The organism is Sulfuriflexus sp. (genome assembly GCF_032250955.1).
GTDB lineage: Bacteria > Pseudomonadota > Gammaproteobacteria > AKS1 > AKS1 > Sulfuriflexus.
In genome coordinates this window covers 1-25,734 of sequence record NZ_JAVVES010000042.1, presented here as the reverse complement: position 1 = coordinate 25,734, position 25,734 = coordinate 1, and the positions used below count along the sequence as shown (strand labels likewise).

Annotated in this window: 25 protein-coding genes, 2 tRNA genes, 1 other RNA gene and 2 pseudogenes; 10 read left to right on the top strand and 20 right to left on the bottom strand. The window is 56.3% G+C overall.

Going from position 1 to position 25,734, the window contains the following annotated elements; all coding sequences use genetic code 11:
• Positions 1-81: 81 nt before the first annotated feature.
• From recR to RQ738_RS08925, 6 genes are all read right to left on the bottom strand, one after another.
• Positions 82-678: a recombination mediator RecR gene (gene recR / locus RQ738_RS08950; RefSeq protein ID WP_314164449.1), complete on the bottom strand. Its 597-nt coding sequence runs from the start codon at positions 676-678 to the stop codon at positions 82-84.
• A gap of 12 nt (positions 679-690) precedes the next feature.
• Positions 691-1,014 carry a YbaB/EbfC family nucleoid-associated protein gene (locus tag RQ738_RS08945; protein WP_314164447.1) on the bottom strand — a complete coding sequence of 108 codons (324 nt, stop codon included), beginning with the start codon at positions 1,012-1,014 and terminating at the stop codon, positions 691-693.
• A 29-nt stretch (positions 1,015-1,043) separates the two neighbouring features.
• Positions 1,044-2,681, bottom strand: a complete 1,638-nt coding sequence (dnaX, locus tag RQ738_RS08940; protein ID WP_314164445.1) for a DNA polymerase III subunit gamma/tau — start codon at positions 2,679-2,681, stop codon at positions 1,044-1,046.
• Between the two features lie 151 nt (positions 2,682-2,832).
• Positions 2,833-2,929: signal recognition particle sRNA small type (gene ffs / locus RQ738_RS08935), an RNA gene on the bottom strand.
• A 175-nt stretch (positions 2,930-3,104) separates the two neighbouring features.
• Positions 3,105-3,195: transfer RNA gene (locus RQ738_RS08930), tRNA-Ser, on the bottom strand.
• Between the two features lie 115 nt (positions 3,196-3,310).
• Positions 3,311-4,723: an HDOD domain-containing protein gene (locus RQ738_RS08925; RefSeq protein ID WP_314164441.1), complete on the bottom strand. Its 1,413-nt coding sequence runs from the start codon at positions 4,721-4,723 to the stop codon at positions 3,311-3,313.
• 244 nt (positions 4,724-4,967) lie between these two features.
• Here RQ738_RS08925 and motA point away from each other — a divergent pair, with 244 nt between their 5' ends.
• From motA to RQ738_RS08910, 3 genes and pseudogenes are all read left to right on the top strand, one after another.
• Positions 4,968-5,828 (top strand): flagellar motor stator protein MotA, encoded by an 861-nt coding sequence (gene motA / locus RQ738_RS08920; protein ID WP_314164435.1) that lies wholly within the window; start codon positions 4,968-4,970, stop codon positions 5,826-5,828.
• 9 nt (positions 5,829-5,837) lie between these two features.
• Positions 5,838-6,830: pseudogene (motB, locus tag RQ738_RS08915) on the top strand (flagellar motor protein MotB); the annotation flags it as partial.
• 327 nt (positions 6,831-7,157) lie between these two features.
• On the top strand, positions 7,158-8,102 hold the full coding sequence (locus RQ738_RS08910) for a LysR substrate-binding domain-containing protein (RefSeq protein WP_314164455.1): 945 nt from the start codon (positions 7,158-7,160) through the stop codon (positions 8,100-8,102).
• 47 nt (positions 8,103-8,149) lie between these two features.
• Here RQ738_RS08910 and RQ738_RS08905 read toward each other — a convergent pair whose 3' ends face one another.
• Positions 8,150-8,728: a hypothetical protein gene (locus RQ738_RS08905; protein WP_314164429.1), complete on the bottom strand. Its 579-nt coding sequence runs from the start codon at positions 8,726-8,728 to the stop codon at positions 8,150-8,152.
• Positions 8,729-8,848: 120 nt separating this feature from the next.
• Positions 8,849-9,691, bottom strand: a complete 843-nt coding sequence (locus tag RQ738_RS08900; protein WP_314164420.1) for a LysR family transcriptional regulator — start codon at positions 9,689-9,691, stop codon at positions 8,849-8,851.
• 116 nt (positions 9,692-9,807) lie between these two features.
• Here RQ738_RS08900 and RQ738_RS08895 point away from each other — a divergent pair, with 116 nt between their 5' ends.
• The 3 genes from RQ738_RS08895 to RQ738_RS08885 are packed head-to-tail and all read left to right on the top strand — an operon-like array spanning position 9,808 to position 11,796.
• The gene (locus tag RQ738_RS08895; protein WP_314164418.1) at positions 9,808-10,773 is read left to right on the top strand and encodes an HPP family protein; all 966 of its coding nucleotides are present in this window, start codon (positions 9,808-9,810) and stop codon (positions 10,771-10,773) included.
• Between the two features lie 21 nt (positions 10,774-10,794).
• Positions 10,795-11,418: a CBS domain-containing protein gene (locus tag RQ738_RS08890; protein WP_314164416.1), complete on the top strand. Its 624-nt coding sequence runs from the start codon at positions 10,795-10,797 to the stop codon at positions 11,416-11,418.
• A gap of 39 nt (positions 11,419-11,457) precedes the next feature.
• Positions 11,458-11,796, top strand: a complete 339-nt coding sequence (locus RQ738_RS08885; RefSeq protein ID WP_314164414.1) for a TusE/DsrC/DsvC family sulfur relay protein — start codon at positions 11,458-11,460, stop codon at positions 11,794-11,796.
• A gap of 100 nt (positions 11,797-11,896) precedes the next feature.
• Here the strand turns inward: RQ738_RS08885 and RQ738_RS08880 are convergent, their stop codons facing one another.
• The 3 genes and pseudogenes from RQ738_RS08880 to RQ738_RS08870 form a co-directional block, all read right to left on the bottom strand.
• Positions 11,897-12,739, bottom strand: a complete 843-nt coding sequence (locus tag RQ738_RS08880; RefSeq protein WP_314164411.1) for a universal stress protein — start codon at positions 12,737-12,739, stop codon at positions 11,897-11,899.
• Between the two features lie 14 nt (positions 12,740-12,753).
• Positions 12,754-13,684: pseudogene (locus RQ738_RS08875) on the bottom strand (SulP family inorganic anion transporter).
• A 395-nt stretch (positions 13,685-14,079) separates the two neighbouring features.
• A tRNA-Ser gene (locus tag RQ738_RS08870) sits at positions 14,080-14,170 on the bottom strand.
• Between the two features lie 204 nt (positions 14,171-14,374).
• Here RQ738_RS08870 and mltF point away from each other — a divergent pair.
• Positions 14,375-15,808 (top strand): membrane-bound lytic murein transglycosylase MltF, encoded by a 1,434-nt coding sequence (gene mltF, locus RQ738_RS08865; RefSeq protein ID WP_314164408.1) that lies wholly within the window; start codon positions 14,375-14,377, stop codon positions 15,806-15,808.
• On the opposite strand, the gene RQ738_RS08860 is transcribed toward mltF, so the two are convergent.
• The 9 genes from RQ738_RS08860 to RQ738_RS08820 all read right to left on the bottom strand — a co-directional run bounded on the left by RQ738_RS08860 (position 15,805) and on the right by RQ738_RS08820 (position 22,758).
• On the bottom strand, positions 15,805-16,770 hold the full coding sequence (locus tag RQ738_RS08860) for an MBL fold metallo-hydrolase (protein WP_314164406.1): 966 nt from the start codon (positions 16,768-16,770) through the stop codon (positions 15,805-15,807). The two genes, mltF and RQ738_RS08860, sit on opposite strands and share 4 nt — an antisense overlap.
• A 13-nt stretch (positions 16,771-16,783) precedes the next feature.
• A complete protein-coding gene (gene tadA, locus RQ738_RS08855; RefSeq protein ID WP_409929540.1) occupies positions 16,784-17,236 on the bottom strand; it encodes a tRNA adenosine(34) deaminase TadA in 453 nt (150 codons plus the stop codon).
• 694 nt (positions 17,237-17,930) lie between these two features.
• A complete protein-coding gene (locus tag RQ738_RS08850; RefSeq protein WP_314164403.1) occupies positions 17,931-18,422 on the bottom strand; it encodes a heavy metal-responsive transcriptional regulator in 492 nt (163 codons plus the stop codon).
• Positions 18,394-19,698: a cytochrome c biogenesis CcdA family protein gene (locus RQ738_RS08845; RefSeq protein ID WP_314164401.1), complete on the bottom strand. Its 1,305-nt coding sequence runs from the start codon at positions 19,696-19,698 to the stop codon at positions 18,394-18,396. The genes RQ738_RS08850 and RQ738_RS08845 overlap by 29 nt, the downstream gene beginning before the upstream one ends.
• Positions 19,695-19,979: a thioredoxin family protein gene (locus RQ738_RS08840; protein WP_314164399.1), complete on the bottom strand. Its 285-nt coding sequence runs from the start codon at positions 19,977-19,979 to the stop codon at positions 19,695-19,697. The genes RQ738_RS08845 and RQ738_RS08840 overlap by 4 nt, the downstream gene beginning before the upstream one ends.
• A 20-nt stretch (positions 19,980-19,999) precedes the next feature.
• Positions 20,000-20,929, bottom strand: coding sequence for a transporter (locus tag RQ738_RS08835; RefSeq protein WP_314164397.1), 930 nt, complete (start codon positions 20,927-20,929; stop codon positions 20,000-20,002).
• Positions 20,930-20,952: 23 nt separating this feature from the next.
• Positions 20,953-21,351 carry a hypothetical protein gene (locus RQ738_RS08830; RefSeq protein WP_314164396.1) on the bottom strand — a complete coding sequence of 133 codons (399 nt, stop codon included), beginning with the start codon at positions 21,349-21,351 and terminating at the stop codon, positions 20,953-20,955.
• A gap of 233 nt (positions 21,352-21,584) precedes the next feature.
• Entirely contained in the window at positions 21,585-21,881 is a 297-nt protein-coding gene (locus RQ738_RS08825) for a heavy-metal-associated domain-containing protein (protein ID WP_314164393.1), read from the bottom strand.
• 43 nt (positions 21,882-21,924) lie between these two features.
• A complete protein-coding gene (locus RQ738_RS08820; protein WP_314164391.1) occupies positions 21,925-22,758 on the bottom strand; it encodes a transporter in 834 nt (277 codons plus the stop codon).
• Positions 22,759-23,117: 359 nt separating this feature from the next.
• On the opposite strand from RQ738_RS08820, the gene merC reads away from it, so the two are divergent.
• The 3 genes from merC to RQ738_RS08805 all read left to right on the top strand — a co-directional run bounded on the left by merC (position 23,118) and on the right by RQ738_RS08805 (position 25,457).
• A complete protein-coding gene (merC, locus tag RQ738_RS08815) occupies positions 23,118-23,525 on the top strand; it encodes an organomercurial transporter MerC (protein ID WP_314164452.1) in 408 nt (135 codons plus the stop codon).
• An 11-nt stretch (positions 23,526-23,536) separates the two neighbouring features.
• A complete protein-coding gene (gene merA, locus RQ738_RS08810; protein ID WP_314164389.1) occupies positions 23,537-24,943 on the top strand; it encodes a mercury(II) reductase in 1,407 nt (468 codons plus the stop codon).
• A 79-nt stretch (positions 24,944-25,022) separates the two neighbouring features.
• Positions 25,023-25,457, top strand: coding sequence for a MerR family transcriptional regulator (locus RQ738_RS08805; protein ID WP_314164387.1), 435 nt, complete (start codon positions 25,023-25,025; stop codon positions 25,455-25,457).
• The last annotated feature ends 277 nt before the right edge of the window (positions 25,458-25,734 follow it).

The window sequence follows — 25,734 nt, the reverse complement described above, 5'->3', positions numbered from 1 at the left end:
GAGGCGATCCACCACGCGATAATCAACACGATGTCAATCAGATGGTTTTGCTGTGAAAGTTAACGGGACAGCAGTGAAGTTTTATATTCGTTGCCGACCGGAGAAGGCATGAAACAGGGTCTGGCCGTCGACGTATTCGAGTTCGCCACCGAGGGGCACGCCATGCGCAATACGGCTGGCCGCGATGTTCCTGGTCTGCGCCATGTCGGCGATATAGTGGGCAGTGGCCTCGCCCTCTACTGTCGAGTTGGTCGCGATGATCAGTTCCTGTACCTCGCCCTCGTCCAGGCGCACGGCAAGCTGATCCAGGCCGATATCTTCCGGGCCGATGCCGTCCAGTGGTGACAAGTGGCCCATCAGGACAAAATACAAACCCTTGTAACTGGCGACCTGTTCAATCGCATGCGCATCGGCGGGACTTTCAACCAGGCAGAGCACACTACGGTCACGACGCTCGTCGTTACACAGCCGGCACAGTTCGGTTTCACTAAAGGTGCGGCAGGAGCGGCAATTCCCGACTTCTTCTACGGCCCGTTCCAGTGAGGCGGCCAGGTGCCTGGCGCCCCCACGGTCACGCTCCAGCAAATGGTAGGCCATGCGCTGGGCACTTTTCGGGCCGACGCCGGGCAGGCAACGCAATGCCTCGATGAGTTGCTGTATGAGCGGGCTATGTGACACGACAGGGTCTGTTTAAAATGGCAATTTCATACCGGGAGGCAACTGCATCCCCCCCATCATGCCGGCCATTTTTTCCTGCGAGGTCTTTTCCACCTGTTGCACGGCATCATTGACGGCCGCGGCAACAAGGTCTTCGAGCATATCCTTGTCTTCTTCAAGCAGGGCATCGTCAATGCTGACACGCTTAACATCATGACGACCGTTCATAATCACGCTGACCATGCCGCCACCGGCCTTGCCGGTCACTTCCATTTCAGCCAGTTCCGCCTGCGCCTTCTGCATGTTTTCCTGCATCTTCTGCGCCTGCTTCATCATGTTGCCTATTCCGCCTTTCATCTCTTGCACCTCTTCAAACTTGAGTATATTTAATTAATGGGTTTCACCGAGCCCGCTTGCACGCTGGCGCCAAACCGTTCCTGCAGGGACTGCACGATACTGTCGCCGGCGATCGCCGCCTCGGCCTCCTGCTGACGATCTTCCCTGGCCTGTGCCTGCTGTTGTGCCGGGGTTTCCAGCACCTGGGTGCCGACCTCGATTTTAAGGCGTGCATCCTTGCCAAATGCAGACTGCAGCGCCTCTTGTATGCGTGACTCGAACTTGTCGGTGTGCAGTTGCGCATGTTCACTGTTCAGGATCAGATTGAAAGCATTCGCCTCCCGGCTGGCCAGGCTACAATTCAGCGCCAACTGCAGTTCAAACCCGCCAAGGCCAAGAGACTCGACAATACCGGCCCAGTCATGGCTATCGGCAGGTATCGCCGCTGCCGGTTCCGCCGGCACTTTTGCCGCCGCGGCTTCCATCGCCGGGGGCGCCTCTGAGGCGGGTTCACGCCGTACAACCGGCGCGGCCACGGCGACTGTTACCACGGGCTCAGGTGTTTTTTTTTCCGCCGGTCTGGAGGGTACGGTTTCATCTGCCGCGACGGGCCGGAAGGCCAGCATCCGTAACATGAGCATTTCAAAGCCGCCACGCAGGTCGGGCGACAGACTCAGGTCCCGGCGTCCGAGCAGGCCAATCTGGTAATAAAGCTGCACGTCTTCGGCACTAAACCGGCCGGCGAGACGTAACACGGTCTCCTTGTCACCCATCGTATCATCGACACCCTCCGGCACCACCTGGGCGATGGCCATACGTTGCAGCATGCTCAGTACGTCGGCAAGTACCGCCTCATAATTCACCGCCTGTTCTGACATCCGCTGTATGCCTGCCAACAGTCCGTTGGCATCGCCCGCGGCCAGGGCATCGAGCAGCTCCACGACATAATGTTGCCCGATGACGCCCAACATGGTGCAGACTTCCTCATCCTTGAGTTCCCCGCCACCATAGGCAATCGCCTGATCAAGCAGGCTCAGGGCATCGCGCATACTTCCCTGCGCGGCCCGTGCCAGTTGTTGCAGGGCGGCGGGCTCAAAAGCGATATCTTCCCGACCCATGACGTCCGCGAGGTGTTCGCGAATCGGCTCCTGACCGAGGCTTTTCAGATTGAATTGCAGACAGCGCGACAGGATCGTGACCGGCAGTTTTTGCGGGTCAGTGGTCGCGAGCAGGAACTTGACGTGCGGTGGTGGCTCTTCGAGTGTCTTCAACAGGGCATTGAAGCTGTGGTTGGAGAACATGTGCACTTCGTCGATAAGGTACACCTTGTAACGGCCGCGCGTCGGCGCATATTGCACGTTATCCAGTAACTCGCGGGTCTCATCGACCTTGGTGCGCGAGGCGGCATCGACCTCGATCAGATCCACAAAGCGGCCTTCATCGACCTCGCGGCAGGTCGAGCACTCGCCGCAGGGGTTGGCGCTGACGCCCTGTTCACAATTCAGTGACTTGGCGAGGATACGGGCGATGGTGGTCTTGCCGACACCACGGGTGCCGGTGAACAGGTAGGCATGGTGCAGGCGGTCACGGTCAAGGGCATTAATGAGTGCCCGCAGCACGTGGCGCTGACCGACCATTTCCTCGAATTTGCGGGGGCGCCATTTACGCGCCAGCACCTGGTAGCTCATGCAATCCGTCCGACAATATTGACTTGGCTGCCCGGCTCGCCGGGCTCAGGCCGCTAGCATACCCCAGATAGCCAGCCTCGGCATCCCTGCCCACAAGGTTCTGTCCGGCCATGGCCAAGTCTGTACATATATAAGGAATTAGGGTGGTGACCCGCACCAGCCACACCCCGGCACACACGTCTGCTGCTGCGGTTGCTCCCTTCCGGGCCTGGCCGGGTTCACAGCGTAGTGTTGCGAGGGGACCGATGCGGGCCACCATTGGACACGAGATAGTACCAGAAATTGGCCGGCTTGTGCGGCTGGCTAAATAAAATGAAGCCCGCAGGGATTCCAGGTGCGAACCGGTTAAATAAATCGAGGGTTCGAATCCAACCTTTACTAAACCAAACAAAAAAACCGCCCACAAGGGGCGGCTTTTTTGTTTGGCGGAGAAGGAGGGATTCGAACCCTCGATACGCTATAAACGTATACACACTTTCCAGGCGTGCTCCTTCAACCACTCGGACACTTCTCCAGAAACCTGATTGTCATTGACTCGTTACTGATTTAGCGCTTAAGTCGCCGGAAATCAGGCGCGAAGAGTAAACCAGATAGGGGGCGGGTTCAAATTTAATCTGCCGATTCGACTTTTATTCCCGTGTCGCCCGCTGTTTTTCCAGGGTGGCACCGGCGAGGTGCACCAGCGATTTGAAATGCTGGTAGCTGTCTTCGTCCAGGTGGCAGTCGGTGATGTGTCGATCCGAGTAAAACAGCCCTATCGGCTTGTCGTTAATGAAGACTGAACTGGCATAGAAGGCATCGGTTTTGATCAGTTCCTTGAAGGCATCCGGGATGAGTTTCCAGAACTTGTCCCGGTTTGTGTCGCTGATCCAGACGCTTTGCTGCTTTTTCATCAGGTGCGTGAACAGGTTTGTCGGTTCCAGCAACAGTTCAAACTGGCTGAACTCGGGGTCATTGTCGGTACCGGACAGGTAACGCGCCCTGACACTGCTGCGATCCTGACTCAGCATGGCAAACACGCTCCGGTTCAGGCCCAGACCATCGTGCAGGCCCTTCATTACCAGTCCCATCAACTCATTCAGGTTGATAGCCTCGCCGTTAGCCTGGATCTCACTGACGACCTGCTCATAAACATCATGCTGCGGGGTGAGGCAGAAATGCCTGGGCTCGGCCACGTCATCCTCCACCTCAGGCACCGGGATAAGTGGCAACAGGTTCGCCGCCGGAATCGCGCCGTAATAAGCGGTTTCGCGCGCTGCATCGACGGCATTCAGGTGGACCAGGTGGACGGTAGCGGAGTAATCGAGCCCCAGGTAGGTGGCGATATGCTCCAGGCATGCCTGCATTTCGCTGGAATACCAGTTCTCATCGGCCAGCCGGGCCAGCTGGCAGGCCAGCATCACGCTATAGATACGGTGATTACAGGCCATATCCGGGGTGAGGACATCAATAATCATTTCCGAGAGCCGCCAGCGCTTCGCCAGCTCCAGGCTCAGCTGTTCGAGGCTGAATCCCAGCACCACATATTGGGCCTCATCAAACGGCATCTTTTCGCGCAGGCGCAGCTCCTTGATCTGCTGCATCTCCTTGCCGCCATGCAACCACATCGCCATTTTGCCGATATCGTGCATAAAGGCCGCAACAAAGGCCTCTTTCGGCATCATATCGGCCCGTCGCAGAGCCCAGTCATAGGCCTGGTAAGCGGCATGAAAGGCCCGGCTGGTCACTTGCAGATAGCCGCGGATCTGCTCCGAGGCATCGACGTTATCCAGGACTTCCATACTGGAGGCCATCTGCCTGACCGAGCTGAAGCCGATCAACATGGCCGCGCCCTCGAGCGAGGTGACATCAGAGGAAAGGCGGCCACGCGGCATGCCACCGACCTTGCGCAAGATATTCAGGATCGCCCCGGGGTCATGCAACATGCTGTCACAAAGTCGGTCAATCGAACTGCCCTCAGACTCATCGATCGCCTGCATCGCACTGACAGTTGGCTGCATCAAGGGGAATGGCTTCTCTGCCAGGGCGTCGACCCACGCCATTAAGCCCCGGGGAGGATCCGTTTTTGCCTGGTTACTGCTGTCTGTCATCATAAACCATCAGTCATTCTATGGAATTCCTGTTACACATAGGTTTCTCGGCCAATATGCTGCAAACTTTAGCGTTACCAGCGTGCTTACCTGCTTTGCAGCCATGCAGAGAAGATTCACTCAATAAACTAAAGATAGCCCCCCGCCTGCCGATAGCAGCTGCGAAGCCGAACAATATTCATCTTCAGGAGTACACATGCTAGCTATTATTGGGGCGATTATCGTACTCGCCTGTGTTGCAGGCGGTTTTGTGCTTTCGCACGGTAACCTCGCCACCCTCTGGCAACCCTACGAGGTACTGATTATCTGTGGCGCGGCCTTTGGCGCGTTCGTCATCTCAAACCCCGGCAAGGTCATCAAAGGCGCTTTTAGCGGCATGCTCGGCCTGCTCAAGGGTTCAAGATACGGTAAAAAAGATTACCTGCAGTTGCTCGGCCTGATGTATGACATCTTTGCCAAGGCCCGCAAGGAAGGCATGATGTCGGTCGAAGAACACATTGAAGATCCCGCTGCCAGCAGCCTGTTCGGCAAGTATCCGCAGATCCTCAAAGACCACCACGCCATGGACTTTATTTGTGACTACCTGCGTATCATCGTTGGCGGCAACATGAACCCGTTTGAACTGGAAAACCTTATGGATGTGGAACTCGAGACCCATCACCATGAAGCCGAACAACCCGCGCAGGCCATTACCCGGGTCTCTGATGCCCTGCCCGGCTTCGGTATTGTGGCTGCGGTGCTGGGGATTGTGATCACCATGGGTTCACTCGATCAACCACCGGATGTTATCGGTGCCCACGTGGCCGCCGCACTGGTCGGGACCTTCCTGGGTATTTTGCTCGCCTATGGTTTTGTTGGCCCGGCGGCCACGGCACTGGAACACCAGGTGGCCGACGAGGCCAAGTACCTGCAATGCATCAAGGTTTGCCTGTTGGCGACCCTGAATGGCTACAGTCCGCAAATCGCTGTCGAGTTTGGCCGCAAGAGCCTGTTTAGCACAGAGCGTCCCGGTTTCTCCGAGCTCGAATCATTCCTCAAGGACAACAAGACCGCTTAATCCGGCCGCCTGGCAATGGAAGATAAAAAACAACCGATCATCATCAAGCGCATCAAGAAGGGCGGCCATGGTCATCATGGTGGCTCATGGAAGGTGGCCTTTGCTGACTTCGCCACCGCGATGATGGCCTTCTTCATGCTGCTGTGGTTGCTCGGTTCCGTACCGCAGGAGAAGCTGGCCGGGGTTTCCGAGTTCTTTGAAAATGTCAGTCTCACTGAAGGCGTCGCGACCGTGCCCGCGCCCGGCATGAATGGCCCCGGTGGCGCCAGCACCAGTATGATCGATCTCGGTGGCTCACAAAATATAACCAAGGGCGACGGCGAGAAGATAAACCAGCAACAGCAGGAAGTCCCCGGTGACGCCAGCCAGACCAGTATCGATGAACGACAGGCCCAGGAGAATGCCGAACGCATCGAGAAGCAGAAGCTCGACAGCCTCATGCAGGAACTGAAAAAGGCCATCAATGATAGCCAGGCCCTGGAACCGTTCAAGGATCAGCTGAAACTCGATATCACCCCGGAAGGCCTGCGTATCCAGATCCTGGACAAGGAAAACCGCTCCATGTTTGGCAGCGGCAAGGCCAGCCTCAAGGAGCACATGGTCAATATCCTGCATGAGATCGCCGGCTTTATTAACAGTGTACCGAACCGCATCAGTATCAGCGGGCATACCGATGCGATACCGTTTAGCGCTCGTGAAGACTACAGCAACTGGGAACTCTCTTCCGACCGCGCCAATGCCGCGCGCCGCACCCTCATCGAGGGTGGGCTGGCAGAAGACAAGCTTGGCCGTGTCATCGGTCTTGCCTCCTCCACCCTGTTTGACAAGGCAAAACCGGAAAGTGCCGTGAACCGCCGCATCAGTATCATCGTCATGAACAAGCGCACTGAGCAGGCGATGACCGAAGGTGAAGGCGGGGATCTGAACAGCCTGCCCGAAAGCGTGGAGGAGCTGCCGTTCGAGGATGACGATGGTACACCGGGGGAAATCAACCGCCCATCCATGCTGGAGAGCGGCCCGGAGACAGAACAACAAACCACCCCGATATCCACCAGCGAGGCGAGTAATGATCTGAACACTGCCCTGCGTGACTTACAAAGCCTGAACGCACCCCAGGCGGAGGCAGACAAGCCCGTGCCGAAACCCGTAGCGCCACCTCCACCGCGGATCCAGTTACCGCCGATCATCGATCCGGGCCAGTTGCCCAAGGGCCGTTAACCCTTGTCAGCACGGCCGGCTAACCGCCACGTTGATTAGTGATATCGTCCTTTTCTGCTGATACCATTGATTTTGCCTATTACTAACCGTTGCTGATGAGTGGACATGGCCATGAACCTGCGCGACCTCCAGTACATCATCGCCGTCGCCGAAACCCGGCACTTTGGCAAGGCGGCGGCGCGCTGCTTTGTCAGCCAACCGACCCTGAGCGGGCAAATCAAAAAACTTGAAGAAGAACTCGGCGTGGCCATCTTCGAGCGCAGCAATCGTTCCGTTGAGATTACCCCTGTCGGCCATACGATCCTGGAACATGCCCGTCTGATCATCGAGCAGGCGGATGTCATTCAGCAGCTGGCCCGGGCGCAGCAGGACCCTCTCGCCGGTCCCTTGCGCATTGGTGCGATTCCCACCCTGAGTCCTTACCTGATGCCGTTAATCCTCCGCCCGTTAAAAACACAGCACCCGCAGTTGCGGCTGGTCTTGTCAGAAGAGATGACCGACACCCTGCTCGCTCGACTGCATCACCACGAGATCGACGCGGCCCTGCTCGCCACACCCGTGGAGGATCACGACCTGGAAAGCATTGCCTTGTTTGATGAACCCTTCTGGCTCGCCTACCCACGCGAGCACCCGTTCTATAACCAGGATGAGATCAGCCGTGAGGATCTGGATAACACGGAGTTGTTGCTGTTGTCAGAAGGCCACTGTCTTGCCCAACAGACGATGGACCTCTGCAACCTCAAGGCGCGCAAGGACCAGGGAGAGATGGCTGACCTGCGTGCAGCCAGTCTGGAAACCCTGTTGCAACTGGTCGGTGCCGGGTTTGGTTCGACGCTGGTGCCGGCGCTCGCGATAGGCGGCTCGTGGACGAGCGGCAGTGGCATCGTCGCCCGCAAACTCGATTTTGCCGGCGCCAGCCGCCGGGTTTCTATCGTCTTTCGCCACAGCTACCCGCGCCGCCAGGCCCTCGAGGCCCTGGCCGAAGTGATATGGGCTCACTTGCCGAATACCGTCACACCTGTTCACGGCACGGCAACGCCACCACAACCCGCCTAGGAGCCTGTCGGGTTTAGGATGAATTGGCTGCGGCTTTTTTATAACATTCATTCCAGCAATAATCGATAGGCCACGGCCGTTATCCCGGCCTCACAACAGCGACCCATGACCTCCAGGTCCAGTTGCAGTTTTCGAAGTTCGGCATCATCAGGCAACCTGGCCGGTTCAATAATATAGGTGGCGCAACCCGGATCGCCAAAGGCGCATAAATTGACCCGCCACTCGTAACTTAACAGCTTCGAGGTCTTCATCTCCCACAGGAACTTGCCGACCAGGTGGGCATAACAGGATGAGCAGGTATAAAACCAGACCTGGGGTAACTTCCATAATTGACCCCTGCCATCATTATGCCCCTCACATGACCAGCATGGTTGCAGGTAATGCAGGCGCGCGAAAGAAAAGACCAGTGGCAAAACATTAGGCTCAATGGGATAACGTTGCGGCTCTGAAGACAATGCCTGAGCGGCATGCGCACAAGGCCGCGAACAGTATTCGCCGCTGCCCTGCGGTCGGCTACAGGACTCGCAGGGACGCTCGACAGGCTGGCCCGCCGCCTCAACGAAGCGCTTGATGACCTCTTTGTAGCCCGGATCACGAAACGATGCAGGCGCTTCCCTGATGTACATCCACTTGCACCCTCTACAACCTGGTAAGTTCTTATATCATTAATAAGGGTATCGGGAACAACCGGGATATCTTTAGCTGTGCCAGGCGATGCGGCGTGAAAATACAGCGGGATATTTAAGTTACACCGCCGCCGCGAATTGACGTAATCCGGCCAGGGCCTGATCAATGACGGCCGAATCATGTTCGCTATGAAAAACCATATAGGCGGGCAAGGTAAACTCCGGGCTTGCCGGCACCCGGAACAACAGACCCTGGTCAAGCAATGGTCGGCCCATACGAATCGGCATAAAGCAGGAACCCCCGTTGCTCATCATTAACTGAATGCCCAACCAGCCAATATTAACCACCTGCGCCGGGCGCTCCATATCCGGATAGCTGCTGTTATGCTGCGCGTAGAATGCCGGCCCCCAGTCCACATAGATATAATCCTGGTCAGGCCAGGGCTTGTCGGGATCGGTGGTCAACAAGACCAGGGTCTCGTCAAAGATGTGCTCCACCTGGAGCCCGGGGCTGTGTTGCGGTGTATACATCAGGCCGATATCAACCGTGCCCTCGATAAGGCGGCGCATCAGGTCTTCCTCAAAGCCGATATCACTGCGGATAGATACGTCCGGCGCGGTCTGCCGCATGTGTCCCACCCATTGCGGCAGAAACTCTTCCCACAGGGCGATACGGGCACCCACGGTAATAGTGGCCCGAAAGCGACTCGGCAGACCAACCTCATGGCGGGCCTGCTCCAGGGTCAGGATGAGAGATTTGGCATGGCGCAGAAAACGTTGCCCGGTGGTCGTCAGGCTCGCCCCGCCCCGGTTGCGCACAAACAATTTTGTACCCAGATAGGCCTCCAGGTTCTGGATGCGGGCGCTCACCGTCGATTGTGTGACGTGCAGGCGGTTGGCGGCTTCGACAAAACTGCCGTTCGCCGCCACCGCCAGAAAAGTGCGTATTTGCTCAATGTCCATAATTTAATATCGTCATTTCCGATATTAAAGTCAAATATATTCCGTTTGTCTTTTATTAAGGAAGGCTTATATAGTGAGTACCCCTGAAAACATTAACACTGGAAAATAGAAGGACAATGAAGCTAGCCACCCTGTTCGGCCTTGAAAGGAATAAAACCGATCACCTGGAAAAGTGGGTATCCACTGCCGGGGGCATGGCCGGTATGCTTGCCGTGGTCGCGGTCAGCAGTCAATTTGTCGACATAACGGGTGTCGTACTGGTAGCCGGTTCTATGGGGTCGAGTGCCGTGCTGCTGTTTGCCGTGCCGCACGGCCCCTTGTCCCAGCCATGGGCCGTGCTCGGCGGGCACGCCGTCTCGTCCGTGATCGGTGTTGCCTGCGTCCAGTGGATACCGGACACGCTGCTGGCGGCCTCGGCTGCTGTCGCGCTGGCGATTGGTGGTATGCACTATTTGCGCTGCATTCATCCACCCGGTGGCGCCACAGCCCTGGGCGCCGTGGTCGGTGGCGAAAGCATTCACGCACTCGGGTATCAGTATGTGCTCACGCCGATAATGGCCAGTGCCGTAGCCATGCTGCTGGTTGCCGTCGTATTTAACTTCGCCTTCCCATGGCGTCGTTACCCGGCCTCGCTGGCTAACTGGTATAAAAACAAAAACCGGGCGGCCAGCCACCCGGACAAGCGCGCCGATCCGGTAAGCGATACTGCCCTTGAATCCGCATTGACCTCCATGAATCGCGTCATTGATATCAGCGGGCATGACCTGAAGGAAATCTACGCACTGGCCAGAAGTTATTCCCGCCCGGACAGTATCGATCCCATGCAACTGACAGTCGGGCAATATTATACTAATGATGAAGCCGAGGATGACTGGCAAGTCAGGCAGATCATTGACATGGCCTCACCGACAAACTCAACGCGGGACAAACTCATCTATAAGGTTGTCGGCGGCAAAAGCCTTTATCACACTGATACACAAACCCGCGAAGAGTTTTCACGCTGGGCCAGCTGCCCGGTGTTGCAGAATAAAGATGCATGGTTACGTATCGAAGCCACCGACAAAATCGCCACACAAACCTGAACGACCAGGGCCTTATTCACTATGCCAAAACATCCGGAACATAAATTACAACCCGAGGACTTTGTTAATGCCCTTCGGGAGATGAATACCTATATCGATGTGATGGTCGATGACCTCGTGGAATTAAACGCGCGCGCTGAAAAATATGCCCGCTTACGTGCCGCGGAAGGTCATTCCATCGCCGACGTCATGACGCACCCGGTCATAACGGTACGCGCCGATTCCAGTCTGGCTGAAGTTGCACATTTATTTGTCATCCAGCGCATCAGTGGCGCGCCTGTCGTGGATGGAGAGGAACGTTTAATCGGCATTGTTACCGATGCTGATTTCCTCCGCGTGCTGGGAGTACCCGGCCATCACCCCACACATAACCTGTGGCATACACTTGAAGCCCTGTTTGTACATAATCTCGAATTCCCGAAACCGGAGAATCGCATTGCAGATTTAATGGTAACGAACGTTGTTACCGTCAGCGCGGAGCAATCTATTCATGATGCAATAGATGCGATGAAAAAGCACCGCATAAACCGCATCATCGTTTGTGATGATAAACGCCGGGTCACCGGTATTCTCACGCACACTGATCTGATGAGAATATTTTTTGACCGGGTCCGGGGAAATACATTCAAGCAGTCAGGTAAATGATTTTTTGCAGTCTCTTCATCCAGACAGAGAGGATTGATTATGTCGATTAATGTTAACGGCCAGACAATTGATACTGACGACCAGGGTTACCTTGTCGACCCGGAAGAGTGGAATGTCGAAGTTGCCGAAGCCCTGGCCCGCCAGGCAGACATCGAACTCACTGATGAACATAAAAAGGTCATGCAGTTTATGCGCGACTATTTTACTGAACACCAGATCGCGGCTGATGCCCGTTTTGTGATCAAATTCATCGCCGATGAACTCGGTTATGGTGAGGAGGCAAGACAGCGCCTGTATACACTATTCCCCTATGGCTACATGCAGCAAGCATGCAAGGTCGCCGGCATGAAACGCCCGCGGGCATGGAGCACCGGTTAAACTGACTGACAACGTCGCGCTGCACAATAGCCGCAGTATGTTATAACCCCATGGTCACAGCCCGGGGTTCCTCCTGGTAAAAACAGCGCATGTGGCTGCACTAACGCAAGAGCAGTACCGGGATTAGGGCATTTCGAATCACGCTGGTCGTGGTGCTGCCGACCAGGAAACGGCGGATGACGGAGTGGCCGTAGGCGCCCATAATGAGCATGTCGATATCCTGTTCGCGGCGATAGCCACACAGCACACCTTCCACATCACCCTCTTGCAACACGGTCGTCACCTCGAAACCGGCAGTCTCCAGGGTATGCCGGGCCCATTCAAGCTGGCCACGGTTTTCTTTATTGTCAGCACCGACCATCACCACATGACAGGGCAGACCGCGAAACAACGGACTGCCGGCAACCATGTCGACCGCCTTGTGCGTGGTGGCACTGCCGTCAAAGGCGATCATCACGCGTTGCGGCGGTGTGAAACCGGCCGGACAGGCCAGGATCGGCCGTTGCAGAGTGCGCACCACGGTCTCCAGTCGGCTGCCGACATGCTCGCCAAGGTGTTCATCATGCTTGCCCATTACCAGCAGGCGGGTGTCCGGTTCGATGGCGACCAGGGAGTCCAGCAGACTGCCGTGGCGCTGGTGCACAATGGGCTCGGCAACACCGTCGGCAATCGCGCGTTGCCGGGCCGTCTCCAGCATCACGCGGCCCTGTTCAAGCGCGAGCTTGCCACGCTTTGCGTCCAGTTCTGCGAGTTCCTGCAGAAGGTCCTCGCGGCTGTCGAGGCCGATATTGCCACTCAGATCGGACTGAATGGGGTAGTCCGACTTCTCCAGCACATGCAACAACACCAGTGATGCGTCCAGTCGCTGGCTGGCCCAGGCGGCATAGTCACTGACCGCGGTTGAGACATCGGTGCCATCAATACAGGCAATTACATTCGTCATAGTCAGTTCCTCGCTCAGTGGCCCATCAACTTGTCTACTGCATCGGGTTTATCATGCACCGCAAATTTATCGACAATGGTCGTACTGGCCTCATTGAGGCCAATGATCTCCACCTCGGTGCCCTCGCGGCGGAATTTGAGTACGACCTTGTCGAGCGCTGCCACGGCCGTGATGTCCCAGAAGTGCGCCTGGCACAGATCGATCACCACCTTGTCGAGTGCTTCCTTGAAGTCAAAGAACTCGATGAACTTGTCCGCCGAGGCGAAAAATACCTGCCCGACCACCTGGTAGGTACGGGTCCGACCATCACTGCTGGCGGTCGAGACCACATACTTGTACTGACCGACCTTGTTGGCGAAGAACAACGCACCGAGCAGCACGCCGACGAACACGCCATAGGCCAGGTTGTGGGTCGCCACCACCACTACCACGGTAGCAATCATTACCGTGCTGGAGCTTTTCGGGTGCTTCTTCAGATCCCGCAGCGACTCCCAGCTGAAGGTGCCGATGGATACCATGATCATGATCGCCACCAGTGCCGCCATGGGGATCTACCCCACCCACTCATCGAGGAACACCACCATTCACCACCGAGCGCGAGACAAAGCGCATCAACGAGCCCAGGCGGATATAGCCGGCGACAATCTGCAGGATACCGGTGAGCAAGGTGGCTGCCAGCAGGTACTCCAGGCCGTGCTCCTTCACCAGGAGCACCATGAGCAGGGCCATGGCGCCGGTGGCAGCAGATATCATCCCCGGCCGCCCGCCCACAAAGGCGATGACGACTGCGATACAGAAGGAGGCATACAGCCCCACCTTCGGGTCAACCCCGGCAATGATGGAAAAGGCGATCGCCTCGGGGATCAGCGCCAGCGCGACCACGATGCCGGCGAGGACATCACCGCGGATATTGCCAAACCAGTTAGTTTTCAGATAAAGATTCATTACTGTTCCAGAACAATTTTCTTCAGCGCGATGCTGTCAGCTATAGCCTGACAACACGACAGACGCCTGATACATGTACGATTACGGATAACGCTGCGATAAGCCAGTGAGGAGTCTATAGGCTATGGTGGCGTAAGCGCCTGCGGATGGAGCGGTGACATGGATATTCTCTTGGTTACCTGCGCGTGGTTTTTCCTGGTCATTATGAGCGCCGTGAACTATACCATATATAGCGGAGAGGGAGGGATTACTCGGGCTAGCGCCCTCGCCCTTCGGGCCGCTGCTTTGCAGCGTTCTTCGCGACTTCGTCGCTCGTCGAACTGGCCTTTTATATTCCTCGGGCCCGAACCCCTCCCTAAAGTAAAACGGACGCCAATTGGCTCCCGTTTTGTTATTGGCGGAGAGGGAGGGATTCGAACCCTCGGAGCCCGCAAGGGCTCACTTGATTTCGAGTCAAGCCCATTCGGCCAGCTCTGGCACCTCTCCATAATTGTATGCTGGACGGGATTCTACCCTATTTCAGGTCCTGTTGGCCAAAACCCACGGGGGTTCCAGCGATTTAAAAATACCATTCAGGCCATATAGTTATCCTATACACAAAGATTCATCGTATATACCGGGCAGACGCTTTTAACCGCTTTTTATATACAAACTTGCTAAAATACCGCCACTTTCCCGGTCAGCTGGATTATGAATAGTCGACGCCCCAACAACCTATTACGATACGTGGTGATTCTGGCCCTGTCTCAATTTCTCGCTGCCTGCAGTGAGCCTGTCAACCTGCTGGAACGAATCAAGCAGGATGGCGTGCTCTATGTTGCAACGCGTAACAGTGCCACAACCTATTACGAAGCGGCCGATGGAAAAAGCGGGCTCGAATATGATCTCGCCAGTCGCTTTGCCAGGGAGCTGGGCGTTGAGCTTAAACTGATTACACCCTCCAACCTCGCTGATATTATCTCCATGGTCAGCCGTGGCGAGGTCCACTTTGCTGCGGCCGGGCTAACGGTAACGGAATCCCGCCAGCACTGGGTACGCTTCGCCCCACCCTACCAGCAGATCACCCAGCAGCTTGTCTATCGGATGGGTAACAAGCGCCCACGGAACCTCAGTGACGTGCAAGGTAAGCACCTGGAGGTCGTTGCCAATAGCAGTCATGTCGAGCAACTCGAGGACCTGCAGGCAGCCTACCCCGGATTGCAATGGGTAGAAAATGCCGAGTCAGACAGTGACGAGTTATTGAACCTGGTCTGGGAACAGGTTATCGATTTCAGTGTCGCCGACTCCAACGAGGTCGCCCTTAACCGACGCTTTTATCCGGAACTCAAGGTGGCCTTCGATATCAGTGAGGCGCAGCCCGTGGCCTGGGCATTCCCGAAGTCGGTTGATGACTCCCTTTATAATGCAGCCAGCGATTTCATAAAGCGCATGAAAGACAGCGGCCAACTGGATATCCTGATTGCTCGCTACTATGGCCACATTAAAAAGTTTAACTACGTCGGCACCCGCACCTATATCAAACACATTCACAAACGCCTGCCCGAATACCAGTCCCTGTTTGAAGCGGCTGCCAGCCAGCATGAACTGGACTGGCGTCTGCTTGCCGCGATTGGTTACCAGGAATCCCATTGGGATCCCGGCGCACGATCACCCACCGGGGTGCGCGGCATTATGATGCTGACCCTGCCGACGGCAGAATACCTTGAGGTGGATAACCGCCTTGACCCGGCGCAGAGTATCGCCGGTGGAGCAAAATACCTGGCCGATCTCATCCGGCGGGTCCCCGTGCAAATCAAGGAGCCGGATCGGACCTGGTTTGCCCTGGCGGCCTACAACGTGGGCCTGGGGCATCTCGAAGATGCCCGTGTCATTACCGAGATACGGGGTCGCAATCCCGATGTCTGGACAGATGTGAAAGACAGCCTGCCACTACTAAGTCGCCGCAAGTGGTACCAGAAAACCAGGTACGGCTATGCCCGTGGCCGTGAACCCGTGCACTACGTCGAGAACATTCGCAGTTATTACGACATCCTCACCTGGTTTACCGAGCAGGATAAAAACGTTATCCCCTACCCGCGCCTGCAGAATAACATCCTGGAAAACACCTTGCCGCCAGCGCTTTAATTCATGCCGGACAAGGCCTCACGTTCGATTGACAAAAATACCTGGTAGGCGTTGCGGCGGTTGGCCTCCTTGAAGGCCGGCAGTCCTTCAAACTCCGCCCAGTCCGTGGTCGCATAAACCTCGTCAAAGCTCTGTAATTCCTTGACTGCAGCCTGCATGGTCTCACGCAGGAATGACAGGTAACGGCGGGTCTGGGTAATCGACTGGTTCGGTTCGGACGCAACTGGACCATGTCCGGGCACCAGTACCGCCAGTCCGGCTGTTTCCATCTTCTGCAGGGTATTCAGCCAGTGGCGCGTATCGGCATCACCAAGAAATGCGACGCGGCCTTCAAAGATGATGTCACCGGAAAACAGCACGCGGTCATTCTCAACATACAGGGTCAGGTCACCATCAGAGTGTGCCGCGCCAACGACAGACACGGTCATCTTTACCCCGCCCAGCGTAAAGGAAAAACCCTTGTCGAGATAATGGTCCGGTGCGACAAGACGGGTTTGTTCATTCACCCAGGGCGACAGGGAAAACTGACGTTCTTCCAGGCGTTCGCTGGCGGCCGGCGAAGACAAGTATTCGCTGGCGCCCCCGGGGGCATGGATCTCAGCGCCTGCGTCCTTGAATACCTGCAGGCCGTAAATGTGATCGGCATGGTAATGACTGACAATCACGCGCTTGATGGGCTTGTCGGTAAGCTTGCGGATTTCCTGTAACAGCTGCTGCGCCAGCGAGGGGCTGCCAAGCGCATCAAAGACCACCACACCGGCATCGGTGATCACCACGCCGGCATTGGAAATAAAGCCTTCATTGTCGGTAGCGATACCGGCCTCGCCCTGCACATACCAGGCATGCCTGGAAACCTGTTTGAGTTCCATCTTCACCCCTGACGGGGCATAACCGGCGGCATAAACATTCGCCGCAAATACCAGCAACACCGGCAATAAAAAGACCTTTACAACACTGCGCATGACATCCTCTCTGTTAACGTCGAGCTCGAAAAAAATTTGTCAGCAAACCTGAACATTCCTCGGCAAGAATGCCGCCGGCTATCTCGATGGTATGGTTCAGTTTGCCGTCATCTGGAATCGTGTAAACACTGTGAATGGCGCCTGCGCGCGGGTCACTGGCAGCGTAAACGAGGCGTTGCACCCGTGCGTGCAGAATCGCGCCGATGCACATAATACAGGGCTCGAGCGTCACGTAGAGCGTGGTTTCAACCAGACGGTAATTACCGAGCCGTTGCCCGGCCTCGCGCAAGGCCTGAATCTCGGCATGCGCGGTCGGGTCATGCCCGGAGATGGGACGGTTCCAGCCCTGCGCAATGATTTCATTCCCCTTCACCAGCACAGCCCCCACCGGTACCTCGCCTTCCTGTTCCGCGCGGTGCGCCAGTTGCAGCGCGTGCCGCATGTATTGCTCATCAGTTTTCATCATTCAACCATTGTCCTGCATCTTCGGGATGACACCCATCAATCTAATTACCCACTCGACACTGCTGTCCCGTTAATTCCCTCTCCCTTCGGGAAAGGGTTAGGATGAGGGGATTTTGATTCCATAACACATTGTTTTATTTACTCCCTCATCCTGGCCTTCTGAAGGAACAACCAGCCAGTCGCCCAAGCTGCCCGGCTACTACAGCAAAGGCACCTGTTATCCCGGAGGGAAACGGGATAATGCCGATTAGAGACTTGAGACCCTGGATTATGATGCGGATTCAACGCCGAAGCGGGTAAATACCGGTCAAGCCGCCTGCGCCGCCCCGGGGTTACAACGAAGCTTCAGGGGGAGTTAAGACCCGATGTCTTTCAAAGTCATGGTCGGCGCTGGGCATAAAATCGAATGGAAGAAACCTGCCCTCTGTTTAAACGTATTTTACAATGTATCAAACCTTGGTATACCGCGCAAGCATATGTTATAAAAGCATTTTTCTGTACACATCTTCCGTCTTGTCATACATTGACTGCGTGACTTCGGCGCTGCCTGAAAGGCCGTGCTCCGAGTGAGTTGCATAACAGTATCCATATTAACGTACAGGACTCCGGCATCCGCCAGAATGCCAGGACGATTGAATACCGGCCTCGGTTGCTAACGAGTCAGCGAGGTCTACTCTGTGCCAATAAAACCGCTCTTAACCCCGTTTGGGTTTCTTGCGCCTGGGCCTGCTATCCAGATCTTCGATGATCGGGCACCCTGCCTCTGCGCCGCGACAAAGATTGATGAGCAGCGTCAGTTCCTTGCGCAGCGTGGCGAGTTCTTCCAGGTGGCTTTCCACCGCTTCCAGCTTCCGGTGCGCCAACTCGCGCACATCGTCACGCGCGTGTAGCGGGTCTTCCCGCATCTCCAGGAGTCGCGCGATCTCATCCAGCGAGAAATTCATCGCCTTGGCGCGCTGAATGAATCGCAGACGTGACAGGTCACCTTCATCATAAACGCGAACACCGGATGCCAGGCGACTTACCGGCCGCAGTAAATCTATTTTTTCGTAGTAGCGCAACGTATCGGCGGAAAGCCCGGTAAGTCGGGTCACGTCACCGATGCGGTAGCGAGACCGGTCACGATCCTTATTGTCGCGCTGCTCTTGCGAGGAGCGATTAGTACTTGATGATGAAGAAGTACTCATTGAGCAGATACAACCCTGTCAGAATCAATGTCACGCCGGCAATGATCTCAAGAGCTTTCTGGTGGTGCGACAGCATGCCCAGAGACTCCAGCCAGCCCATACTCCAGGCGCCTAATATAATAGGTATACTGCGCCCAAGCGCAAAGGCTAGCAATAACCCGAACCCGAACGGCACCGAGCCGATGGCAACGCTGGCGGTGAGGGTCACCAACAGTGCCGGCGTACAGAAGGGGCAGACGGCAACCGAGAACGGGATACCGAGCAAAAAGGCGCCCCACACGCCCGTGACCTTCTTCGCGCGTATGGACATCCAGGGCAGGCGTAGTTTGAGCCATCCGGACCACATCAGACCCAGTACGATGAGCACAGGACCGAGGACGAGCCCCCATTCCCGCCCCATGACAGCCTTTACCCATTCTCCACCCAGGGCCGCCGCGACGCCGAGTGCCACATGGGTGACGATCAAGCCGGCGACGAAGGCCCCGCCCATGAGGATGGCGCGACGTTCCTCGTGGGCCTTGGTGACATAGGCCAGCACCACCGGAATGGAGGCGAAGGACACCGGGTTAAAGCTGAACACGAACCCGGCCAGAAAGCCCAGGCCGACCCCCGCCCAGCTCGCCTGCTGCAGGGCCGTCTTGAGGGTGTCGGTACTGACATCAAGCGCGGGGATCAACAGGTAGAGCGCGGCACCGAACAACAATACCGCCGTCAGGTATGGACTGCCCCTGGCGACGCGATTGAGGAACTCGCGTCCGTCCGCATGCACGCCGTTGAAGGCGGTGATCACCATCGGCGCGGTGAACAGCGTGGCGAACAGCAGCCCGGCCAGGACCGCGAAGCTGATGGAGTCCACGCTGACTGCCAGGCCGATCACGACCAGAAACAACGGGATCGTGCAGGCTGGCAGGGTCAGCCCCAGCTGTATGGCAAACGGTAGCGACCGACCGCCAGGCAGCAGCTTGAAGAATTCCAGGTGCGGTACCGGGATATAGGTGAAACGGGAAACGATATAGACGGCGCCCATCACCGCCAGGATGATGCTGGGCAGCCAGGTCCCCCACGCCGGTGGCGGAGTGAACGCGACCGCCGCTACCAGCAAGACGGCCAACAAGACACATCGTGCCAGCCACATCGCCGATAATCCCTGACAGCAACCAGCACGCGGCTGCTGATGGGCGCGTGCCGAAAACAGCGTGTGAGTGGCGATGGTGCAGGGTTCAAAGAAGGCAAGCAGTCCCAATAACGCCGCACTTGCGAGAAATACCGTAGTCATGCACCCTTCACCCCTGCTTCCACAGCAAGCCGCCGGTCGAGCTCACTGCGCAGCTTGCGCACCGAAGGCAGACCGGTAAAGGTGAGAGCACCATTGATCGCAATGGCGGGTGTGGATAGCACACCGAGGTTCACCGCGTAGTCCAGCTCTTCCAGTACATTGACTTCCCGCCAATCGATGCGGCCGCCGCCGATCTCCTCGGCGAGCTTGCGCAGAACTTCTTTGGCCTGGCCGCACTTGCCGCAGCCGGGAGATGAAAATACTTCGACTTTAATGCTCATACTGGCCTACCTCATGACAATCAAAAGTTGAAACGGAATCCCGCTCGAGCAATATAATCATTTTCAAGCGCTGTTCCGTTCAACTCCTGGCTAACAGGGATCTGCACAGCAGCTTCCGCAATCCAGCGCCTGGTCACGTATTGAATACCTGGGCTTAAAAACAGACGTGTTCCATTGGAGTTGGGATCATTATTACCGCTGATCCGGTTTTTATCCTGGTGGATAAGATTAACTTCAATAACGCCATACAGGTAATCCGGAATACCTTTTGAGTCGCTACGCCACAAGCGATGTTGATATGACCCGTCAAGGCGAGCGATATTACCGGCTTCAAAACCGTTTGCCTCATTATTAATGTGGTAACTGATTTGCGCGTCGGCCTGATATTTCAAGGTTTGCCATGTCAACACCACGCCGCCGAAATAATCCCACGATCCCGAAGCCACCTGTGCTGGCGGCGGCAGGGTGCCGAGACTGTCACTGGCATTGTCTTCACCTGTGGGCGCCTTGACGCCGATAAACGGGGCAACACGAAATGTCCGGCCCGGTTGATCTTTCTGGTAGGCGGTATAGCGTGTAAAAACGGTAAGATCACCAAAACCACGCTTACTACGATTAACACGCTGGCCACCTGAATCCAGATCCAGGTTAATATCACGATAGGGCAAGACACCAAACACGGCCCATTTGCGACTAATACCGTATCCCAATGCCGTCACAGCAGCGGTTTCAGTACGGTCCCGATTGACGCCACTCGGATCATCATCCGATTGATTAACGATCATCTGTTCGCGGATGAGAAATTCCCCTTCCGCCACAGGCAGGGCGGTATTGAACGTGATCGGTGCCGCGGACACCGATGGGTGAGCGAGTAACCCACCTGCGGCTACTCCAAGCAAAACGATATATGCTGAAGGTTTCAGTCTGGTTGTTGTCTTTTTCTTTTCCATCTTCTCTACCTCCAGCATTGAGATTAAATCTCCAGCCAGATTCTTATGGGCAACAACAAATAGGCAGCAAAAAAACCGATGCTCCATATCACCACCGAACTCCAGTAGATACGTTTGTTCCATTTATGCGCCGTACTGCAAGCACGCCCCAGTTCTTTATCAGTCGGGCAGGTACGTCCGGGTCGGAACATGAGCCAGCCGGAAATCGCCAACATGATGCCGGAAAAGGCGAACACCCAGATCTTGTGCTGACTCAGGGTAATCAAAAACGGAAAGGTGCTGGTCATCGCGGCCACAGTGGCCCCCAGCCCCAGGGTGACAAATATGATCGGCAAGGCACAACACACCAGTGTGCCGGTGGTGGTAAACAGGGTGAAAAATGTCACGCCACTTTGTTTAAGATTCGATGTTTCATTAGTCATCGTGTTGTCTCCGTCATGCCTTTGTAATCAAGGCCGTTCTTCAGCTGTATCTTTCTGACCTGTAACTCAGTCAGTGTTAATGACCTGCTTGCCCTTACAAACAGCACGCCATTGATATCCACTGTAAAACCCTCTACACCTTGCCTCTATAGAAACTTCTGCTCTGAATCATAAGCACAATAATCACCGGTCATGGCATTGGTACGGTTGACTGCATAATCTCTGCCGCTCAATCATTCCAGTGGTTTTTTGATCATGCTCCGATAAGTGAAGCCGGAATCGTCAAACAGTTTCTTCATCTGTTCTTCCGTCAAGGCTTTACCTTCACCGATATCCACACTCACCAGGCCCTTGTCGAGGTCGACGTTGATATTTGCCGTGCCCTCAATGGCCTTCAGATTCTTTTCAATGCCATAGGCGCAGAAGGGACAGGCCAGGCCGTCAACCCGCATTTCATAATGGGTGCCGGCGGCGAAGGCGGATTGCAATAGCAAAAGACCGAACAGACCAAACAGAATTTGTTTTTTCATCTCAATGACTCCTGACTTGATTAATTTATAAAAACCGAATGACTTACAAATGCCATTCAAAAGCGACTTTTGCGCGATAATCCGATTCTTCCTGATTTCCATTAAGATTATGATAAATCGGGATCTGTACCCCAGCCTTGATGGCAAAATTACGCCTGGTCCAGAAAATACCCGGTGACAAAAACCACTCGGTGCCGCCGGTGTTGGAAAGTTCGACACCGTTCAATTCAGCGCGTTCACCGTATTCGCCATTGAGTTCCAATAGCCAGACTGTGTCGGGTTCCAGATAGCCTGTTGGCGTCGGACGGATACCGCCGACGAAATCAATCAGAATTTTATCGCCGCGATTCACGCCGGCATCATTGGTACCGTTAAAGCGATAACGGGCACTGGCCCAGCGGTACCACTTGCGACCTTCATAACCGTAGGTGAGTCCCAGGATGGTATCGGTCGCGCCTTTATCCAGCGCCGGTGTCTTGTTAGTGTCCGCCGTGTCGGTGATCACCTTCAGCAATACGGCGGCTGATTCCTGTAACCCCAACGAATCTTTTCGCCAAAACCGGTATTTGGTAAATACCGCGACATCACCTTTGCCACTACTACTCTCACTAGCTTCTTCCTTGAATGCATAGGGCAGGTCCACGCCCAAAGCCCAGTCGCCGGTCAGTCCATAGGTCACCTCCAGCGCCAGAGCCTGTTCTTTTTCGCTACCGGCTTTTTCAGATCCCACTTCGGCAGCGACTTCAAAACCGTTCTTGAACAGGACGTGTGGGCCGAGTCCGAATATCGGGTCATGCGCAAAAATCGGCCTGCTGATCAGCAATACCAGCAGGGCCGCGCCCAGTCCATAAAACCCCATCCTGTTACCTCCGGTCATGTCAGACAACCTCCAAAATGTCACTCACATCAAGTTTGACAACCTTGAGCCGACTCCAGGTTCCGGTTTTTTGAAAAAAAAAACCGCCTTTGGCTTTGGCACAGCTGTCCCATAAACTCCCTCTCCCCACGGAATCCCCTGTATACCGTCTCGTGTGCTCATGAAACCTTGCAAATGAGACCGCAGAGCCGCTTCGATAAACACCCTACAGCCTGGAGCTGACTCCATGTCAAATCCTGATCCCGTCATTCTTCGTGACAAGTGAAATTATTCTCCAGGCTGCTTGACTCCGTACTTAGGTACGGTGCTTATACTCGAGCCTGTACTAACTGAATCAGGAGCGCCCAATGAACGGTTTCATCCACCTGTTAGCGCGTATCGGCGACAAGTCGGGCGCGCTGGGTGCCATCGTCTCCACCATGGGCTGTGCCATGTGCTTCCCGGCCCTGGCCAGCATCGGCGCGGCCCTCGGCCTGGGGTTCCTGGCGCAGTGGGAAGGGTTGTTCGTCAACACCCTGCTGCCGCTGTTCGCCTGGATCGCGCTGGGGGCCAATGCCCTGGGCTGGCTGAGTCATCGCCAGTGGCACCGCAGCCTGGCCGGCATGGTCGGTCCGGTGATCGTGCTGCTCAGCCTCTATCCCTGGTTTCAGTACGGCTGGAGTACCTGGACCCTGTACGGCGGGCTGACGCTGATGCTGGCCGTCGCCATCCAGGACCTGGTGTCGCCGGCGCACCGGTATTGTAGACCGGCGGGCTGTGAAGTGTAGATGCGGCGAACATGAATCTGAATATTCTAAACATTGCTATCGTCGGTACCGGCTCCGGCGCTTTCGCGGCCGCCATCAAGGCCGCGGAGCAAGGCGCGCGGGTCACCCTCATCGAAGCTAATGAGGTCATCGGCGGCACCTGCGTCAACATCGGCTGCGTGCCTTCCAAGGTGATGATTCGTGGCGCGCATATCGCCCATCAACAGGGCCATCACGCCTTCGACGGCATGCCACGCAACACGCCGGTCATCGACCGCCGTGCCATGGTGCACCAGCAACAACAGCTGGTCGAGCAATTGCGTGTCGCCAAGTACGAAAGCATTCTGGCGACCAACCCGGCGATCAATCTGCTGCGCGGCATGGCCCGTTTTCAGGATGCCGCCACCCTGATCGTCAGCGAACCCGATGGCAGCGAGCAGGTACTGCGGCCAGACCGCATCCTGCTGGCGGTCGGCGCGCGGCCGGCGATCCCCGCCATCGTCGGCCTGGCCGACACACCTTACTGGACCTCGACCGAGGCCTTGATGGCCGAGGCCGTGCCACAACACCTGATTGTGCTCGGCGGCTCGGTGATCGCGCTGGAGCTGGCCCAGGCCTTCCGCCGTCTGGGCGCGCAAGTCACCTTGCTGGCGCGCAGTACCCTGCTGTCAAAAGAGGACCCCGACCTGGGCGCGGGGCTGAAAGCTGCATTGGAAGGAGAAGGCATGACGATCGAGCTGCACACCGTACCCGAGAGCGTGCATCATGACGGCAACGGCTTCGTGATCCACACCGAGCGGGGCGAGATCCGCAGTGATCAACTGCTGGTCGCCACCGGCCGCCGTTCCAACGCGGATCGGCTTGCGCTGGAGAACGCCGGCGTTGCGACCACCCCGGCCGGCAACATCGTCGTCGATGATCACATGCGTACCAACATTGAACACATCTATGCCGCCGGCGACTGCACCGACCAGCCGCAGTTCGTCTACGTCGCGGCGGCGGCCGGCACACGGGCGGCACGCAACATGAGCGGCGAGGATGTCGCTCTCGATCTGTCCGCCATGCCGGCGGTGGTCTTCACCGCCCCGCAGGTGGCGACAGTGGGGCTGACCGAGGCACAGGCGGAAGCGCAGGGCATCAAGGCCGACAGCCGCCGGCTCGACCTGGAAAACGTGCCCCGCGCGATGGCCAACCTGGACACCCGCGGCTTCATCAAGCTGGTGGCCGACAAGGCCTCGGGCCGCATCCTCGGTTGCCAGGTGCTGGCGCACGAGGGCGGCGAGATCATCCAGACGGCGGCGATGGCCATCCGCAACCGGATGACCGTTACCGACCTGGCCGACCAGCTATTCCCCTATCTAACCATGGTAGAGGGCCTCAAGCTCTGCGCCCAGACCTTCACCAGGGATGTTAAACAGCTTTCCTGCTGCGCGGGCTGATGTGCATAAACAGGTTTCACAAAATACGGATTACGGTATAGGGTGGTAGCCTTATTAACGCGTCGGAATGGTATCCCGTATGAAGACAACTGACACATCAAGCACCGACAAGACAGCTGGCCTCACCATCGGTCACCTCGCCAAGACCGCGGAGGTCAATGTCGAAACCATTCGCTACTATCAGCGCATCGGCCTTATCGATGAACCGGTAAAACCGCCACAGGGCTACCGTCGTTACCCCGCGCCGACCGTGGAGCGCATCCGCTTTATCAAGCGGGCACAGGAACTCGGCTTCAGCCTCGCTGAAATCGCGGACCTGTTGTCCCTGAACGACCAGGACTGCTTTGATGCACGTGTGATCGCGGAACACAAACAGGCCGTCATCCAGCAACGCATTGACGATCTGATCGCCATGCAGCGGGAACTGGCCAGGCTGATCAAGGCCTGCAAGGAAAATGTCTCCGGCCAGGAATGCTGCGCCATTATTGCGACCCTGAGCAATGCCCGCCAGTGACCAGGTGAACCGTTATGACGTAGTCTTATTGTTTTATTTGCGAAGACACGCCCGGCCCCAAGGGATGGCAAGCATCACCTTAAAGTCTTCATGTTCAAAGGCCGCGACCCCGGGACCGAATCCAATATATATCAAGCCCGCTGCAGAATTTCTTCATGCCTGGCCTCACGGCCTTCCGGAATTTATCGCAGTATCGGTTTTTTGGCTCTTCGGAAAAATTAGTGGGTAAAAATATAGCGAATTTGGAGCAATAGAGATAGTTTTCTGGAAATTGGAG

Excerpts from the sequence above, each read along its gene's own strand:
- tadA (WP_409929540.1), bottom strand. The coding sequence starts at position 17,236 with ATGATGAAAACTGATGAGCAATACATGCGGCACGCGCTGCAACTGGCG.
- mltF (WP_314164408.1), top strand. The coding sequence starts at position 14,375 with ATGAATAGTCGACGCCCCAACAACCTATTACGATACGTGGTGATTCTG.
- RQ738_RS08890 (WP_314164416.1), top strand. The coding sequence starts at position 10,795 with ATGCCAAAACATCCGGAACATAAATTACAACCCGAGGACTTTGTTAAT.
- RQ738_RS08885 (WP_314164414.1), top strand. The coding sequence starts at position 11,458 with ATGTCGATTAATGTTAACGGCCAGACAATTGATACTGACGACCAGGGT.
- dnaX (WP_314164445.1), bottom strand. The coding sequence starts at position 2,681 with ATGAGCTACCAGGTGCTGGCGCGTAAATGGCGCCCCCGCAAATTCGAG.
- RQ738_RS08900 (WP_314164420.1), bottom strand. The coding sequence starts at position 9,691 with ATGGACATTGAGCAAATACGCACTTTTCTGGCGGTGGCGGCGAACGGC.
- merA (WP_314164389.1), top strand. The coding sequence starts at position 23,537 with ATGAATCTGAATATTCTAAACATTGCTATCGTCGGTACCGGCTCCGGC.
- RQ738_RS08830 (WP_314164396.1), bottom strand. The coding sequence starts at position 21,351 with ATGACTAATGAAACATCGAATCTTAAACAAAGTGGCGTGACATTTTTC.
- RQ738_RS08860 (WP_314164406.1), bottom strand. The coding sequence starts at position 16,770 with ATGCGCAGTGTTGTAAAGGTCTTTTTATTGCCGGTGTTGCTGGTATTT.
- RQ738_RS08910 (WP_314164455.1), top strand. The coding sequence starts at position 7,158 with ATGAACCTGCGCGACCTCCAGTACATCATCGCCGTCGCCGAAACCCGG.
- RQ738_RS08880 (WP_314164411.1), bottom strand. The coding sequence starts at position 12,739 with ATGACGAATGTAATTGCCTGTATTGATGGCACCGATGTCTCAACCGCG.
- RQ738_RS08805 (WP_314164387.1), top strand. The coding sequence starts at position 25,023 with ATGAAGACAACTGACACATCAAGCACCGACAAGACAGCTGGCCTCACC.
- RQ738_RS08820 (WP_314164391.1), bottom strand. The coding sequence starts at position 22,758 with ATGACCGGAGGTAACAGGATGGGGTTTTATGGACTGGGCGCGGCCCTG.
- RQ738_RS08825 (WP_314164393.1), bottom strand. The coding sequence starts at position 21,881 with ATGAAAAAACAAATTCTGTTTGGTCTGTTCGGTCTTTTGCTATTGCAA.
- RQ738_RS08945 (WP_314164447.1), bottom strand. The coding sequence starts at position 1,014 with ATGAAAGGCGGAATAGGCAACATGATGAAGCAGGCGCAGAAGATGCAG.
- RQ738_RS08835 (WP_314164397.1), bottom strand. The coding sequence starts at position 20,929 with ATGGAAAAGAAAAAGACAACAACCAGACTGAAACCTTCAGCATATATC.
- RQ738_RS08850 (WP_314164403.1), bottom strand. The coding sequence starts at position 18,422 with ATGAGTACTTCTTCATCATCAAGTACTAATCGCTCCTCGCAAGAGCAG.
- motA (WP_314164435.1), top strand. The coding sequence starts at position 4,968 with ATGCTAGCTATTATTGGGGCGATTATCGTACTCGCCTGTGTTGCAGGC.
- RQ738_RS08845 (WP_314164401.1), bottom strand. The coding sequence starts at position 19,698 with ATGACTACGGTATTTCTCGCAAGTGCGGCGTTATTGGGACTGCTTGCC.
- RQ738_RS08925 (WP_314164441.1), bottom strand. The coding sequence starts at position 4,723 with ATGGCGTGGGTCGACGCCCTGGCAGAGAAGCCATTCCCCTTGATGCAG.
- RQ738_RS08895 (WP_314164418.1), top strand. The coding sequence starts at position 9,808 with ATGAAGCTAGCCACCCTGTTCGGCCTTGAAAGGAATAAAACCGATCAC.
- RQ738_RS08840 (WP_314164399.1), bottom strand. The coding sequence starts at position 19,979 with ATGAGCATTAAAGTCGAAGTATTTTCATCTCCCGGCTGCGGCAAGTGC.
- RQ738_RS08905 (WP_314164429.1), bottom strand. The coding sequence starts at position 8,728 with ATGTACATCAGGGAAGCGCCTGCATCGTTTCGTGATCCGGGCTACAAA.